The organism is Arthrobacter sp. BGA-UO-ETr-C19 (assembly GCF_059568005.1).
On sequence record NZ_JCAQPC010000012.1, the window covers coordinates 94,509 to 109,018 of the forward strand.

Sequence of the window (14,510 nt, forward strand, 5' to 3'; positions counted from 1 at the left end):
CGGCTAGCCCTTCGTGGCTTCGAGCGGGACCGGGGCGTCGGCGAAGATGTTGCGGATGACGCCGTCGGCCCATTCCAGGATTTCGGCGTCCTGCAGGTCGCGGCCACCGATCCTTGCCGTTTTCGGCTTGGGGATGAGCACGGCGTCGAGGGCGGGCTTGGACTGGGCGCCCGGGTACATGCGGTTGAGCCGCATGGTCTTCGATTCGGGCAGCTGCGCCGGGGAGAACCGGATGAAGTTTCCCTGCAGGGCGACGTCGGACAGCCCGGCCTCGCGGGCACCCACCCGGAAGCGCGCGACGGCGACCAGGTTCTGGGCGGGCAGGGGCGGCTCACCGTAGCGGTCCACGAGCTCGGCGAGGACCTCGTCGATGGCCTCGTAGGTGACGGCGGACGCCAGTTTGCGGTAGGCCTCCAGCCGCAGCCGCTCCCCCGGGACGTAGTCGTGCGGCAGGTGCGCGTTCACGGGCAGCTCGATCTTCATCTCGGCGGCCTTCTCCTCGGCTTCACCGCGGTACTCGGCCACGGCTTCGCCCACCAGCCGGATGTAGAGGTCGAAGCCGACACCCTGGATGTGGCCTGACTGCTCACCGCCCAGCAGGTTGCCGGCGCCGCGGATTTCCAGGTCCTTCATGGCCAGCTGCATGCCCGCGCCGAGCTCGTTGTGGGTGGCCACGGCCTTGAGCCGTTCCAGCGCCACCTCGCCCAGCGGCTTCTCGGAGGGGTAGAGGAAGTAGGCGTAGGCGCGTTCGCGTCCGCGGCCCACGCGCCCGCGCAGCTGGTGGAGCTGCGACAGGCCGTACTTGTCCGCGCCGTCCACGATCAGAGTGTTGGCGTTGGAGATATCCAGCCCGGTCTCGATGATGGTGGTGCACACCAGGACATCGAAGCGCTTCTCCCAGAAGTCCACGATGATCTGCTCCAGCCGGCTCTCGGACATCTTGCCGTGCGCCACCTCGACCCTGGCTTCGGGAACGAGTTCGCGGATCTTGGCCGCGGTCCTTTCGATCGTGGACACCCGGTTATGCACGAAGAACACCTGGCCCTCGCGCATCAGCTCGCGGCGGATGGCGGCGGAGGTCTGCTTGTCCGTATACGGCCCCACGTAGGTGAGCACGGGATGGCGCTCCTCCGGCGGGGTGGCCAGGGTGGACGTTTCGCGGATGCCCGTCAGCGACATTTCGAGCGTACGGGGGATCGGGGTGGCGCTCATGGCCAGGACGTCCACATTGGTGCGCATCTTCTTCAGCGCCTCCTTGTGCTCGACGCCGAAGCGCTGCTCCTCGTCCACGATCACGAGGCCCAGGTCCTTGAACTCAAAGTCCTTGGACAGCAGCCGGTGCGTGCCGATCACCACATCCACGGAGCCGTTCTTCACGCCCTCGGCGGTTTCCTTGGCTTCCTTGGACGCCTGGAACCTGGACAGCGGCTTCACGCGCAGCGGGAACCCGGAGAACCGCTCGGTGAACGTCTCGTAGTGCTGCTGCGCGAGCAGGGTGGTGGGCACCAGCACTGCTACCTGCTTGCCGTCCTGCACGGCCTTGAAGGCGGCGCGGACGGCGATCTCGGTCTTGCCATAGCCGACGTCGCCGGAGACCAGCCGGTCCATCGGGATCTCACGCTCCATGTCGGCCTTGACCTCGTTGATGGTGGTGAGCTGGTCCGGGGTCTCCACGTACGGGAAGGCCTCCTCCAGCTCGCGCTGCCACGGCGTGTCCGGCGCGAAGGCATGGCCGCGCGACGCCATCCGGGCCGAGTAGAGCCGGATGAGCTCGCCGGCGATCTCCTTGACCGCCCGGCGCGCCTTGGACTTGGTGCTGGCCCAGTCCGCGCCGCCCATCTTGCTCAGCACGGGGGTGTCACCGCCGACGTAGCGCGTCACCTGGTCCAGCTGGTCGGTGGGCACAAACAGCCTGTCCCCCGGCGCCCCGCGTTTCGACGGCGCGTATTCCAGGACCAGGTACTCGCGGACACCGTCCCCGCCCCCAGCCACCTTGCGCTGGATGAGCTCCACGAACCGCCCGATGCCGTGCTGCTCGTGCACCACATGGTCCCCGGCCACCAGCTGCAGCGGATCCACGGCGTTCCGCCGCTTGGACGGCATGCGGCGCATGTCCTTCGTGGAGCCTGCGGAGGTGCGGCCGAGCAGGTCGGCCTCGGTCAGGAGACCGAGTTTCAGTCCGTCCAGGACAAAACCGCGGCCGACGGCGGCGGTAGTCACCTCGATGATCCCCGCCTGGGGTTCGTGGTCCAGTGTGTCCACCCGGGCGCAGGGGATGTCGGCGTCGTGGAACAGTTCGGCCAGCCGCTGCGCCGGGCCCGGGCCTTCGGTGGCCACCACGAGCCGCCACTGGTCCCGCACGTGCGAGCCGATGAAGTCCATCATTTCCGCCACGTCACCCTGGTAACCGCGCGGTTCACGGGCGTGGAGGTTGAGCACGTCGATGTCCGGTGTCAGTTCCTCATCCGTGGCCAGCGACGTGATGGACCACCAGGACACCTCGTTCCCGAGGGCCGCGGAGCGGGTCTCTGCAAGCGAGCGGAAACTGGCCGAATGCAGGGCAGCCGACGCCTGCGAACCCAGAACTGTGTCCAGCGCCAAAGGCGCAACTCCGCCGTCGGAGGCCGTGGACCACGCGGCTTCCAGGAACTCCTCGTTGGTGGCGGCGAGGTCGTGCGCACGGGTGCGGACCTTCTCCGGTTCGATGACCACCGAGATGGAACCCGGGGGCAGCTGTTGCATGAACGGGACCATGGCGTCCACGAGGACAGGCGCCAGCGATTCCATGCCTTCCACGGCAATGCCGCCGGCGATTTTCTCCAGCATGTCGGCAGCCGCGGGCAGCTGGGGCTTCAGCGTCGCAGCCCGGGACATCACCGAGGGGGTGATGAGGATTTCGCGGCAGGGCGGAGCGTGGAGTTCGGTGGGGTGATGCACGCCGGGGGCGGACAGCGAGCGCTGGTCGGCGACGGCGAACCAGCGCATCTGGTCCACCTCGTCGCCGAAGAACTCGACCCGGATGGGGTGGTCCTCGGTGGGCGGGAAGACGTCCAGCATGCCGCCGCGGACGGCGAACTCGCCACGGCGGGTCACCATGTCCACGCGGGCGTAGGCGGCGTCTGAAAGGTTCTTGACGACACTGCTGAAGGGGGCCTCCTGGCCGACCTTCAGCGTCACCGGAACCAGGTCCCCCAGGCCGGCCACGATCGGCTGGACCACGGCGCGGACGGGGGCCACCACCACGCGGAGGGGTCCCGCTGCGTTCTCCGGGTGCGCTGCGTCTGCCACGTGGACTGGGTCTTCGGGGTGTGCTGACTCTTGGGGATGGGCAAGGCGCCGCAGGACCGACAGCCGGCGGCCCACCGTGTCTGAGCGCGGGGACAGCCGCTCGTGCGGGAGGGTTTCCCAGCTGGGGAACTCGGCCACGGCGCTGGCGGGCAGGTAGGCGCGGAGCGCGGCGGCAAGGTCCTCGGCCTCGCGTCCCGTGGCGGTGACGGCCAGGACAACACCCGGCGCGGCGTGGTCAGCGCTGGCGTCGCCGGCGGAGCTCCCATTTCCCGCAGCGTTCAGCAGTCCGTCCGCCATCTCCGCCAGGAGCACGGGCCGCAGGCCTGCCGGGGCGCTGATCTGGTAGTCCTCGCTGCGGACACTGAAGCTCCTCCCCGCCTCGGACTGCACGCGGGCGAACGTCCTGTCCGCATGAAGGACGCGGCGCAGGCCGCTGAGGGGCAGGCCATTGGAGGGCTGGCCGCTGGGGCGCTGGCCTTTGGAGCTCATGGGCAGGATCTCCTGGAATCTCATTCGAACGCAGGCAACACGAAAAGCCGAGATTCTTGCGAATGCCGGGGCTTCCAGCCTACCCCTGAGGGCACACCGGCGGCATCCGGGCCCCGGGTACCGCATTGCTAAGCTTGCTGAGCAGGTGAAGTTCAGGACAGTCTGAAGATCAGCACAGCCATGCCGCCGCCCCCAAGGAGACTCCCATGAGCGACCAGACCGGAAATGACAGCAGCGGAAATGGCAGCAGCACGGACGCCCGGACGGTGCTTGTCACGGGCGCCACAGGGTACATCGGCGGGCGGCTGGTCCCCCGGCTGCTGGACGCCGGCCACCGCGTCAAGGTGCTCGTAAGGTCCCCGGAGAAAATCGCCGGCGTGCCGTGGTTCGACGACGTGGAGGTGGTCCGCAGCAGCCTCGACGACTCCGCGGCGCTGGAGGACGCCCTGCAGGGCGTCGACGTCCTCTATTACCTGGTCCATTCCATGGCAGCCGGCTCCGGTTTCGAGGCCAAGGAAAAGGCCATGGCCGAGCTGGTGGCCGGTGCCGCCGCGGCCGCCTCCGTCCGGCGGATCGTCTATCTGGGCGGCCTGCATCCGCGCAACACGGCGCTGTCGATGCACATGCGCTCCCGCGAGGCGGTGGGCGAGGTATTTCTCTCCGGCCCGGTCGATGCCATCGTGTTCCAGGCCGGGGTGGTCATCGGCTCCGGCTCGGCGTCGTTCGAAATGATCCGCCATCTCGCCGAGACCCTGCCCCTCATGCCGGCACCCAGCTGGGTCCGGAACCGGATCGAAGCCATCGCCGTCCGGGACGTGCTCTACTACCTCGTCGGAGCAGCCGAAGTGGCGGACCGCCTCAACCGCACCTTCGACATCGGCTCCCGGGACGTCCTGACGTACGCCGGCATGATGAAGGAGTACGCGGCCGAGGCGGGCCTGCCGCCGCGTCCGGTCCTGGCGCTTCCGGTGCCGGCACCCAGGCTGGCCGGATTGTGGGTTGCCCTGGTGACCCCGATTCCGCTGACGATGTCCGTGCCGCTGGTCCAGTCCCTGCAGCACGATGCGGTCTCGGCCGAACACGACATCGACACCTACATAAAGCAGCCCGACGGCGGCCTGACCGGCTACCGCAAAGCCGTTGCCCTGGCGCTCGGCAAGGAACGCGACGGCCAGGTTGAAACCACCTGGGCGAATGCCGGCGCCGATGCCGACCCGTTGCCGAGCGACCCCGGCTGGGCAGGGCACAGGGTGTATGTCGACGAGCGGACCTTTGCCAGCGACGTTGACCCGTCGCACGTCTGGACGATCATCGAAGGGATCGGCGGCCGCAACGGCTGGTACTCGCTCCCGCTGGCCTGGAGCGTCCGCGGCTGGCTGGACAAGCTCTCGGGCGGAGCGGGCCTGCTCCGCGGACGGCGGCATCCGCACCATCTGGTGGCCGGCGAGGTGGTTGACTGGTGGCGCGTGGAACGGATCGAGCGGGGCCGCCTGCTCCGGCTGCGGGCCGAAATGCGCGCACCCGGACGCGCCTGGCTGGAGCTCTGCGTGGAGCCTGACGGCACCGGAAGCCGTTACCGCCAGCGGGCGATTTTCTTCCCCAGGGGACTCAGCGGGCGGCTCTACTGGCTGGCCGTTCTTCCGTTCCACAGCATCATCTTCCCGGCCATGTCCCGCAACATTACCGCGGCGGCCCGGAGACTGTCCGCCGAGGAGAAACCCGGCGTCGCACAGCCAGGTGCCTGAGGTCACGGTGCCGGGGAAGCGTGGCCAACCCCGTAGGATGTGGTGAGCAAAAAGCGTTCTGACCCCACAACGACGGAGGATCAATGGCACTGAGTGCATCCACCACCCTTCCCCACGGCGTCGACAGCGTCACCGCGGTCTTCGCGAACGAGGACTTCCAGCGCCACACCAGCGAATACGTCGGCGGCACCCTCGAGTCCTTCACCGTGGCGGGCGACATCGCCGGAGAGTTCAGCACCACATCGGTGCGCACCCTCCCCACGACCCGCCTGCCGGAAATCGCCCGCAAGTTCGTCGGCGAGAGCCTGAAAGTGACCCAGGTTGAAAACTGGGCCGCCCCGGCCGCCGACGGTTCGCGCCAGAGCACCATCTCGCTGAAGATCGCCGGCGCGCCCATCGACGTGTCCGCCGTCCAGCGTCTCGTGGCCGACGGCGGCAGCACCCGGGTTGAGCTCGAAGGCAACGTCACGTCCTCGGTGCCGTTCCTGGGCGGCAAGATCGCCGACGCCGCCGCGCCCATGGTGGGCAAGGCGCTGAACATCCAGTCGCAGCAGGCCCAGGCCTGGCTCGAAAGCCACTAGCCCTGTGGACGTCCCTGCCTTCCTTGCCCTGGTCCTGATCGTTTCGGGCGTGTGGTCCCTGGTGGTGTGGCCGCAGTTCCTGCGCCGCGTCATGAAGGACCCGCGGGCACGGGACGCCGCCGGCAAGGCCACGAAGTTCCTCACCGTCCACGTGGTCCTGGTGACGGTATCCATGGTGTTGGGTGCTGCCACGGCCGCCATCGGAATCGCGGCGCTCGTCAGCTGAGCGGCGCGGGCCAACCGGCTCCGAATAAGGTCCGCTGGTTGAGCGTGGTTTCGGCACGCTCAACCAACGGACTTTCGCACATGACGGAGACAGTGGGCGGCGCGCTCCTCCTGGCCGCCACTACTGCCGCCCTGATCTGGGCCAACTCCCCCGCCGCGGACGCCTACTCCGTCATCGTCTGGAGCCAGGGCCAGAGGCCCTGAGGGGGTGGGCCATCCCCACCGCCACCGATATCGCCTTCGCGCTGGCCGTGCTCGCCGTCGGCGGGCGTGGGCTTCACCGTGTCGCTGCTGGAAGCGGAGGAGGCACGGGACGACGACGGCGACGGCGTCCCGGATCTCTTCGAACGGTCCGAACAGGACGGCTAAAGAGGTGCGGTCAGGCTGCCTGGTTCAGGGCGTCCTCGGCCGCAACCCAGGAGATCATGGCGCACTTGACCCTCGCCGCGTACCGGGCCACGCCCTCGAAGGCGGCGGCATCGCCCAGGATTTCCGGGTCGGCAGGGATCTTCCCCCGGGACCGCAGGACCTCGCGGAAGTTCCCGATCACCGAGCGGAGTTCGTCCACGCTCATGCCCTCGGCCAGCTCGCTCAACACGGAAGCAGAGGCCATGGAGATCGAGCAGCCGGCCCCGTCCCAGGCCAGCTGCGTGACCGTGCCGTGGTCCACGGCCACGCGCAAGGTGACCTCATCGCCGCACACCGGGTTGAGCTGGTGTGACTGGCCGGTGGACGCGCCGTCCGGGGCAGCCGTTTCGGCCAATCCGCTGCCGTGCCTGGCCTTGGAGTGGTCCAGGATGATCTGCTGGTAAAGCTGGTCGAGGCTCATGGTCAGGTACCTGTCGTCGGGGTCCGGGCCCTAGGCCCGGAAGTAGGCGCGGACTCCGGACACTGCGTCCAGGAATTCGTCCACGTCGTCGGTGGTGTTGTACAAGTAGGCGCTGGCCCGGGTGGTGGCCGTCAGGCCCAGGCGCCGGTGCAGCGGCTGCGCGCAGTGATGGCCCACGCGGACCGCAATGCCGCGCGCATCAAGGAACTGGCCGACGTCGTGCGCGTGGACACCGGCAACGTCAAAGGCCGCCAGGCCGATGCGGTCCTGGCCGGCGGCCGGACCCAGCACGCGGATTCCGTCGATGGCCTCCAGGCCTGCCACCATGCGCTGGCCCAGCTCGGACTCCCAGCGGTGCACCCGGTCGATACCGGTTTCCGTCAAATAATTGACCGCCGCGGCAAGGGCCACTGCCTGTGAAATTTTCTGGGTCCCGGCCTCGAACCGCTGCGGCGCGGGGAGGTACTCCGCTCGCTCCATGGTCACGGTGGTGATCATGGAACCGCCGGTCAGGACCGGCGGGAGAACGTCCAGGAGCTCCTGCTTGCCATACAGCACTCCGACGCCGGTGGGTCCCAGCATCTTGTGGCCGGAAAACACGGCGAAGTCGACATCCAGCTGCTTGACGTCCAGGGCAAGGTGCGGCGCCGACTGGCACGCATCCAGCACCACGAGGGCACCTGCGCGCCGGGCGAGGGCGACAAGTTCGCTGACCGGGTTGATGGTGCCCAGCACGTTCGAGGCATGGGTGAACGCCAGCAGCCTGGTGCGCTCCCCCACGATTTCCGCTGCCTCATCCATCCGCAGCACCCCGGCATCGTCCAGCGGGATGTGCCGCAGCGTGGCACCTGTCCGGTAGGCCAGTTCCTGCCAGGGAATCAGGTTGGCGTGGTGTTCCATCTCGGTGACCACGATTTCGTCGCCCGGCCCCAGGGCCAGGTCCCGCAGCTTGGCGTCGCCGCGTCCCTGGGCTGACCACAGTGCGGCGTTCGAGAGCGCGTAGCTGATGACGTTGAGGCCCTCGGTGGCGTTGGAGGTCCAGACGATCTCCTCATAGGCCGCCCCGACAAAGTCGGCGACGGTCTGCCGGGCGTCCTCGAACACCTCGGTGGCCTCCACGGCAAGGTGGTGGGCGCCGCGGTGCACGGCAGCGTTCCGCTGCTCGTAGAATTCCTGTTCCGCCTCGATCACGCTCAGCGGATTCTGCGAGGTGGCGCCGGAATCCAAATAGATGAGCGGACGGCCGTTGACCGTCTGGTTCAGCACGGGAAAGTCGTTGCGGATCCGCAGGACCTCGGCGTTGTCCATCGCAGAAAGGGCACGCGTCAGCGTGGTTGGCGTTGATACTACGGCCAATGGGACTCCTTGGATGCCTTGAGGTACCCCTCAATTGTCCCACAGCACCTTTGGCCCCAGCACGGGCTTTCGCTGCACACCCTGGAGCCCACACACTAAGGGCGGCCCTCGTCTGTGCGGGCCGCTCCCTGCGATGCCGATGCTCCGGCGTATTACTCAGCTGTTACATATCCGTCAGTTATAAGGGCCGGCGACGGCTGGGGGGAGAGCCTCGGTCTCAGAAGGCTCTGACGTCGCCGGCCCCGCCTTACCCGGACCCGAGGGCCGGAAATCTGGTGCGAGACCTGGAAAATCTGGTGGCAGCTTCGGGGGGAGATCAGCCCTGCTTCCGCTGCCACTATTAGTTAATCGCGTACCGGCGCCCGCGGCACCAGTATCCTGTACTCGTTTTTCTGAGTACTTAACTACTGGTCCGCGCAGGTAGCGATGTCCGGCGCGCAACCGCGCGGAATTTGCCCGGAGGGCCAGAAAAATAATCTTGGGGGAATCGCTACTTCTTCGGAAGCGCAAGCGCGAGCTCGTCGCGGCGGCGGACGCCGAGCTTGACGTAGCTGCGGTACAGATGGCCCTCGACGGTCCGCACGGACACCATCAGTTGCTGGGCGATCTCGCGGTCTGAGAGGCCCTGCACGGCCAGCTCCACGATGTCCCGCTCGCGGCGCGTCAGGTGGACACTGGGGACGGAGGCGACGAACGGGCTTTCCCGGAACCGCTCGCCGAGCTCCTGGTCGCATTTCTCCCGGTGCGCGATCGCCTGGCGGGCGCGGCGCCGCTCCCCCGCCTCGTCCAGCAGGGCACCGGCCCTGGCGTACGCCTCGCGCGCCAGGTTCAGCAGGCCCGCCTCCTCCAGGGCGGCAGCTGTGTCCATCAGGACATCGGCGTTTTCCGAGGCCCAGGCCTGGGCCAGCTGCCGCCAGCCGGCAGCCCACCGGCCCTCAACGGTAGCGGCGAGGGCGGCGAGTTCCGGCGCCAGCGACCGCTCGCCAAGATCAGAGCAAAGGATGAGGCACTCCATCCTGGTACCTGGATGGTCCGCAACGGACTCCGACCCCGCGAGCTCACGGAGCCTGTCCAGCCCGCTGCCCTTCCGGTCAAGGTATTCAGCCGCGGCGGCCGCATAGGCTTCCGCGACTGCGTCGCAGCCGGGTCCGCTGGCGTGCCTGGCCGAAATGAAGTCCTGTTCGAGCCGCTTCGCCTGGGCGGTGTCACCCAGCCGGGCTGCGGCGTAGAAGGCAAGGGATGAGCCAAACCTGAATTCCTGCAGCGGGTCATTGACCCGGAGCGCCTCGACCGCGGGCAGGAGGACCTGGTAGGCGCGCTCCAGCTGCCCCTGCCGCAGCAGTCCAAGGCCCCGCAGTGCCTGGATGCCGCCGCCGAAGGTCGCAGCGCCTTCGGTGCGCTCAGCCGGGTATCCGGACAGTTCATGTTCGGCCGATTCCCAGTTGCCGGCGGCGAGAGTGCTGATCGCCAGCCGGGTCAGGACAAACTCGTTGAAGAAATAGAGTCCGCCGCTGAGCGCAGGCAGGAAGGGGCCGGCGGCCGCCGCGGCGGCGTGGGCCTGGTGTGAGCGGCCGGCAGCAACCAGCGTCTGGGCAAGGAGGGCCTGCGCCACGGTGTGCTGTGTTGCTTCTACGCTCGACGCACTGTCAGGCTCTGTGGTTCCCAGCTCCGCGATGACGCCCCTGATGCCTTCATGGTCGCCGGCGGCGGACATCTCCAGCAGGCCATGGATTCTGTCCTGCCAGGCGTCGGCGGGCGCGACCCCGGCCTCCTCGAGCCGCTGGCGTGATTCCGCCCTGAGCAGCGGCACGGACTTTCCCAGCGCCAGGTGGGATGACGCCCTGAGCATGAGAACCTGCGGAGCCTCCGGGCGGCCCGCCAGGTCAAGCCAGCAACCGTCAAGGAGTTCGGCGGCCTCGCGGTACTTCCCCTCGTTGAAATGAGCCCTCGCGGTGATTGAGAGTGCAAGGGCCTGCAGCTCCGGCGCCTGCACGTGTCCGGCCATGAGGCGCGCGCCGGCGTTGTTGAAGGTGGTCGCAGCCAGTAATCCTGCGTCCAGCAAGTCCTGGTCCGATACCTCCAGGCCGCATTCCAGCGACCATTGGACCAGGCGCAGCCTGCCTTCTGCACTTGCAGCGGCGGCGTCCAGGTGGGCATCAAGCTTCTGCCGCAGCTGCAGGCTCCGCGAGACCGAAACCTGTTGCCGCATCGATTCGCCCAGGATGGCATGGGTGAGCCGCAGCTCGGTGTGCGGCGCGGCCGACTCGCTCACCACCTGGTTGTCCAGCAAGGAACGCACGACGCGGGCACCGCAGACGTCCTCGATCAGGCCCCGGGGCACCGGCTCCGCGAGCGCGATCAGCTTTAGCGCGTCCTGTTCCTCCGGCGTCCGCCGGAGGAGATCCTTGACCACGAGGTCCGAAAGCCTCGGTCCGTCGGCCGGCAGGGGGCCGAGCAGCACCCAGATGCCGTTCCGCTGGACCAGCGTTCCGGATGCTGTTGCGTCGGCCAGCAGGCAGTCGAGGAGCAGCGGGTTGCCGCCGGAGGCGGACCACAGCGACTGGACGGTGCTGACGGGAACGGTCCCCTGGAGGGTGTGTTCCACCACCTCCGTGACCTGCTCGCCGTTGAGCGGCCGGAGATCGATGCGTTCTGCCAGGCCGTCATACCAGAGCTGGTTCAGGGCCTGGGGCAGGCCCGGCCGCGGCCGTCCGGCCGCCAGCACGGTCGCCCAGCCGGCCGAGGTCATGTCCACCACCATGCTGGCCGTGGCGTCATCGAGGTGGTGGGCATCGTCCACCACCAGGAGCACGGGGGCGTCGTTGCCGCCCTTCAGGTCGCTGCTTCCCCTTAGCTCCTGGAAGTGGGCCCAGACGGCCCGCAGCACCGAGACCGGCGAGTCCGCTTCCTCGGGCGCGAGGCCCGAGGTGTACGGCGCCAGCACGCCGTAAGGGACCTTGGCCAGCGAGGAGCTCCCGTGGATGCGGAGCACCGTCATCTCCGCGGACAGCTTCTCCCGCACCGCGTCCGTGACCGAGGTCTTTCCGACGCCGGGGCCCGCCATCAGATAAACGGCCTGGCTGGCTCGGCTCCGGATGACCGTGCAGACATGCTCTATCGCTTCACGGCGGCCGGTGAGCTGCCGGAGTTCGGATTCTGCCTTGGCACTGCGGCCATTGGACGAGACGCCGTGGGACGGAGTGTTGGACGGGGAGCTGTTGGCTGGGGAGCTGTTAGACGAGGCCAGGCAGATCACCCCTGGAAGTCACGCCCAGCTTGGTGAAGACCTGGTACAGGTGGCCTTCCACCGTTCGGACTGATACGCCCATCTCCAGGGCGATGTCCCGGTTGGATACGCCCCTTCCGGCCAGCCGGGAGATCTGGCGTTCACGCGCGGTAAGGAGCGGGCTTCCGCTGCTGGGAACGATCGGCAGGCTGGGCACCGTGGCGGTGAGGCTGTCCAGCCGGGCCTGGGCAACCCGGGCTGACGCGGAGTCGCCGGAGTGGCGGGCAAAGTCGACAGCGAGCGCAACGCAGCGCGCCTCCACGGCGTCGAGTTCCAGTTCCGCGCACAGGTGCGCGCCTTCCAACAGAACCTTGGCGTCCTTGGTGCGGGTGCCCACGGCGATGAGGCGGGAGATCTCGGCGAGGGTCCCCTGCCGGTGGCCCGCCACCTCCTCCATCAGGCGGAAGTCCTCATCGGTCCCGTTCACGGTGGCTCCGAGCAGGCTGATTCCGGCCAGGGTGTACCGGCCGGCATCGATGTCGCGGTGTGCTGCCTCAAGCAGACGCTTCACGGCATCGGTGTCCCCCAGCCAGCGCCCGGCCATGTCCGCACAGAACTCGGTGACGAAAAGGGTGCCGAAGTTGCAGTGTCCGCGCACTCCGCGGAGTTTGTCGAGGTACTTGTGCGCCTGCCCGGCATTGCCGATCTGGGCGTAGGCGAAGGCCGTGGCGGCGTAGGCGGCCTGCAGCATGTTCAGGACAGGGCGGAGCTCGAGCTGGGCGACGGCGGACAGCAGCGAATCCAGGGCCACCGCGCCGCGGCCGGAGAATACGTACGCGATTCCGGCGGCCAGTTCCGTCGCGGACGTGCGGTAGGCCAGCCGGCGTTCTTCCTGCCCCTTGGGCGGGCCGACGAGTTCCAGGCACCGTTTCCACTGGCCGGCCTGCAGCAGCACGTTGAATGCCGTCATCGCGAACCGTTCCCGAAGGCCGGTCAGCGGCCCCGCATCCGACAGCTGTCCACCCACGCGCCGCATCAGCTGGAGGGCGTCCATTTCCCGGCCGACCGCCGACAGGGCGTGCATCAGGATCAGGCCCGACTGGATCCTCAGCCCGGGATCCTTGGTGAACGCGGGGTCGGAGGCTTTCTCCAGCTCGATGATCATGGAGGCGTAGTCGCCGATGAAGGACTTGTATTCGAATTCGGCCAGGGTAATGACGTTGGACGCCGTGCCCAGCGGATCGGGCCAGCTGGATGCCACTCCCGGGTCGACGCCAAGCCGCTTGCGGGCGGCCGCCAGCTCATCCGGCACCTGGCCGCACAGTTCCGGCAGCCAGACCATGACCCGGCACTTGGCTCCCACCACGCGGGCGAAGGCCTCCTCGCCGAGCGCATCCAGCTGCGCCCGGGAGATGTCCTCCAGCGCGGCCATGGCCTGCAGCGGCAGGTCGAGCAGCAGGTACGCGGTTGCCTTGTACAGCTGCGCTTCCACCCACACATCGTCGGTCTTCTTAATGCCTTCAACGCAGGAGATCGCGAACCGCGGATCAAAGAGCTGCACGGCCGCCTCCGCTGCGGCCACCGCCATGGCAGGACTGAGCTCCGCCTGGCACTCCTTGGTCCAGGCGGCGAACTCGATCCGTTCCTCCATGGTCAAGGCCGTCAGCTCGGGTTCGTGGCCGCCCAATAACAGGGTGCGGAGTTCACGACGGCGGGAGATGCTGAGCCAGGAGCGCACCACGTCCCCAAGGTACTGTTCCCGCAGGGAGACCCAGCGGTCCCCGGCGTCGGCGACCGTCAGCAGTCCGGCGTCCTCCATGTCGGCCACGGTGGCTGTGCCGTAGATTTCGGTCAGCCTGGCGAGCGGGACACGCCGTGCACAGGCCAGCATCTCGATGACCTCGCGGGTTTCCGGCTCTTCCCGGGTCCAGCGCGACCGGACAATGTCATCCAGCCCGGTGGCGCCGTCGAGCACCACCCGGTCCCGCAGGGTCCAGACGGAATCCGACAGGACGAGGTTTCCCGACTGCTGTTGCTCTGTGACGAGTGCCTTGAGCAGAAGCGGATTGCCGCCCACGATGGAGTGGTAGGTGCTCACGAGCGAAGCCGAGACCCGGTGGCCCAGCAGCGTCAGCAGCACCTGCCGGGTCTGCAGTTCGTTGAGGTTGTCCAGCCGGACTTCCGTCAGCCGCCTGTCGGTGAGCAGCCAGTGGAAGTCCGCCGGCAGGTCGCTGGTGCTGGGCGCGATGGCGATGACGCGGGCGGTGTGCGTCAGCATGATGTTCAGGATGACGCCGGCACTCATGTCGTCGATCTGGCCGGTGGTGTCCAGGGTAATGACGCAGTCACGCCCGGCGGCGTCGGAGCGGATCAGGGAGGTGATGCCCTGGAGGATGGCCGTGGGGGAAGCCAGCGCGGACTGTGGAAGCCGGGCAAGGAGGAAGGCCAGGCAGCCATAGGAGGTTTGTGAGCCGGTCAGGGGGCTGCGCAGCTGAAGGGCCCAGACGTCCGGGCCCAATTCGGCCACGGCGGTACGGGCCAACGAGGACTTCCCCACACCGCGGGCGCCGGTGATAACTACGCCCAGGGACTCGGGATCTGTCAGGGCAGTGCGGATGGCCTCAAGGTCTGCGCTGCGCGCCGGAACCGACCATCGTTGGAGGTCCGTTCCGCCCGCGATGCCTGCCGGTCCCGCCAGCACGCTCGCCGTAGACCCACGTCCCCAGCTCAGTGGCTCAATTGACATGAACTTTTCCTTACATCCCGCCCGG

At 68.2% G+C, this 14,510-nt stretch carries 8 protein-coding genes and 1 pseudogene; 4 read left to right on the plus strand and 5 right to left on the minus strand.

The window, feature by feature from the left end:
* Window positions 1–3: 3 nt before the first annotated feature.
* On the minus strand, window positions 4–3,777 hold the full coding sequence (gene mfd, locus AC57BR_RS06060; RefSeq protein ID WP_496358885.1) for a transcription-repair coupling factor: 3,774 nt from the start codon (window positions 3,775–3,777) through the stop codon (window positions 4–6).
* A gap of 206 nt (window positions 3,778–3,983) precedes the next feature.
* Here mfd and AC57BR_RS06065 point away from each other — a divergent pair, with 206 nt between their 5' ends.
* From AC57BR_RS06065 to AC57BR_RS06080, 4 genes and pseudogenes are all read left to right on the plus strand, one after another.
* Window positions 3,984–5,522, plus strand: coding sequence for an SDR family oxidoreductase (locus tag AC57BR_RS06065; RefSeq protein WP_496358886.1), 1,539 nt, complete (start codon window positions 3,984–3,986; stop codon window positions 5,520–5,522).
* A gap of 83 nt (window positions 5,523–5,605) precedes the next feature.
* On the plus strand, window positions 5,606–6,103 hold the full coding sequence (locus AC57BR_RS06070) for a DUF2505 domain-containing protein (RefSeq protein ID WP_496358887.1): 498 nt from the start codon (window positions 5,606–5,608) through the stop codon (window positions 6,101–6,103).
* A 4-nt stretch (window positions 6,104–6,107) separates the two neighbouring features.
* Window positions 6,108–6,329 carry an SCO4848 family membrane protein gene (locus AC57BR_RS06075; protein WP_102970715.1) on the plus strand — a complete coding sequence of 74 codons (222 nt, stop codon included), beginning with the start codon at window positions 6,108–6,110 and terminating at the stop codon, window positions 6,327–6,329.
* Window positions 6,330–6,415: 86 nt separating this feature from the next.
* Window positions 6,416–6,606 (plus strand): annotated as a pseudogene (locus AC57BR_RS06080) (Na+/H+ antiporter NhaA); the annotation flags it as partial.
* Window positions 6,607–6,707: 101 nt separating this feature from the next.
* On the opposite strand, the gene sufU reads toward AC57BR_RS06080, so the two are convergent.
* The 4 genes from sufU to AC57BR_RS06100 form a co-directional block, all read right to left on the minus strand.
* Complete coding sequence (gene sufU, locus AC57BR_RS06085; RefSeq protein WP_496358888.1) at window positions 6,708–7,157, minus strand: Fe-S cluster assembly sulfur transfer protein SufU; 450 nt, start codon at window positions 7,155–7,157, stop codon at window positions 6,708–6,710.
* 30 nt (window positions 7,158–7,187) lie between these two features.
* Window positions 7,188–8,513: a SufS family cysteine desulfurase gene (locus AC57BR_RS06090; protein WP_496358889.1), complete on the minus strand. Its 1,326-nt coding sequence runs from the start codon at window positions 8,511–8,513 to the stop codon at window positions 7,188–7,190.
* Window positions 8,514–9,003: 490 nt separating this feature from the next.
* Window positions 9,004–11,769 carry a LuxR C-terminal-related transcriptional regulator gene (locus AC57BR_RS06095; protein WP_496358890.1) on the minus strand — a complete coding sequence of 922 codons (2,766 nt, stop codon included), beginning with the start codon at window positions 11,767–11,769 and terminating at the stop codon, window positions 9,004–9,006.
* Window positions 11,747–14,485 carry a helix-turn-helix transcriptional regulator gene (locus AC57BR_RS06100; RefSeq protein ID WP_496358891.1) on the minus strand — a complete coding sequence of 913 codons (2,739 nt, stop codon included), beginning with the start codon at window positions 14,483–14,485 and terminating at the stop codon, window positions 11,747–11,749. The genes AC57BR_RS06095 and AC57BR_RS06100 overlap by 23 nt, the downstream gene beginning before the upstream one ends.
* Between the last annotated feature and the right edge of the window lie 25 nt (window positions 14,486–14,510).

Bases quoted from the DNA above. Each gene is read 5' to 3' on its own strand.
- mfd (WP_496358885.1), bottom strand. From the start codon at position 3,777: ATGAGCTCCAAAGGCCAGCGCCCCAGCGGCCAGCCCTCCAATGGCCTG.
- AC57BR_RS06065 (WP_496358886.1), top strand. From the start codon at position 3,984: ATGAGCGACCAGACCGGAAATGACAGCAGCGGAAATGGCAGCAGCACG.
- AC57BR_RS06100 (WP_496358891.1), bottom strand. From the start codon at position 14,485: ATGTCAATTGAGCCACTGAGCTGGGGACGTGGGTCTACGGCGAGCGTG.
- sufU (WP_496358888.1), bottom strand. From the start codon at position 7,157: ATGAGCCTCGACCAGCTTTACCAGCAGATCATCCTGGACCACTCCAAG.
- AC57BR_RS06070 (WP_496358887.1), top strand. From the start codon at position 5,606: ATGGCACTGAGTGCATCCACCACCCTTCCCCACGGCGTCGACAGCGTC.